The sequence below is a fragment of the Nonomuraea basaltis genome (genome assembly GCF_005893125.1).
Taxonomy (GTDB): Bacteria; Actinomycetota; Actinomycetes; order Streptosporangiales; family Streptosporangiaceae; genus Nonomuraea; species Nonomuraea basaltis.
In genome coordinates, this window is record NZ_VCJS01000600.1 from 1 (window position 1) to 934 (window position 934).

Consider the following 934-nt stretch of genomic DNA (forward strand, 5'->3'; position numbering starts at 1 on the left):
TCGTACGGGAGGTGGTGGCCGGGCACAACGGCACCATCACCGCGGACGGGCGGCCGGGGGCGGGGGCCGTCTTCGTCGTCCGGCTCCCCGCGGACGCCGTCGGCGAACCACCTCGCCCTCCGTCCGAGCCGGAGCCGGCCGGCCGGTCGGCGCGGGAGCCTGCGTGAGCCAGGCATCAGTGCCCGCTGCCGGGGTAGCCGGGATCGGATGCGCATCGAGGACTGGTTCCTCACCGAGGAGGAACGAGGCAACCCGGCGACCAGGCTCGAGCCCTGGACGACCGGCAACGACGTGTGCCCGCTCATTCACGGCGCCGCCTACTTCGCCGAGCTGAAATCCTGCGTGGACGCGCTGGGCAAGGACGACCTGCTGCTGTTCGCCGACTGGCGCGGCGACCCCGACGAGCGGCTCACCCCGGACGGTCCTGGCGTGGCGGCGGTGCTGGCGGCCGCGGCCGAGCGCGGCGCCCTCGTACGCGGCCTCATCTGGCGCTCCCACCTGGACCTGCTGCGTTTCAGCTCGGCCGAGAACCGCCACCTGGGCGAGGACATCGAGCTCACCGGCGGCCAGGCCCTGCTGGACACGCGGACCAAGCCGGGCGGCTCCCACCACCAGAAGTTCGTCATCCTGCGCCACGACCGCGACCCGGCCAGGGACGTGGCCTTCGTGGGCGGCATCGACCTGTGCCACAGCCGCCGCGACGACGCCGCCCACGAGGGCGACCCGCAACGCGCCCCGATGCCCGCTGTGTACGGCCCCCGCCCGCCCTGGCACGACGTCCAGGTCGCCATCCGCGGCCCCGCGGTGGCGCAGGTGGCGAAGGTGTTCTGGGAGCGCTGGGACGACCCGGCCCCCGAGTCCCGCGACCCGTTGCGGCGGCTGCGCGACCACTTCCAACGCCTCGACGACACCCCCGAGCTGCCCTCTCCCGGCC

At 74.6% G+C, this 934-nt stretch carries 1 protein-coding gene; it reads left to right on the forward strand.

Going from position 1 to position 934, the window contains the following annotated elements; translation table 11 throughout:
- Positions 1-207: 207 nt before the first annotated feature.
- The coding region (locus EJK15_RS69605; RefSeq protein ID WP_476739220.1) for a phospholipase D-like domain-containing protein at positions 208-934 on the forward strand (727 nt) is incomplete at its 3' end.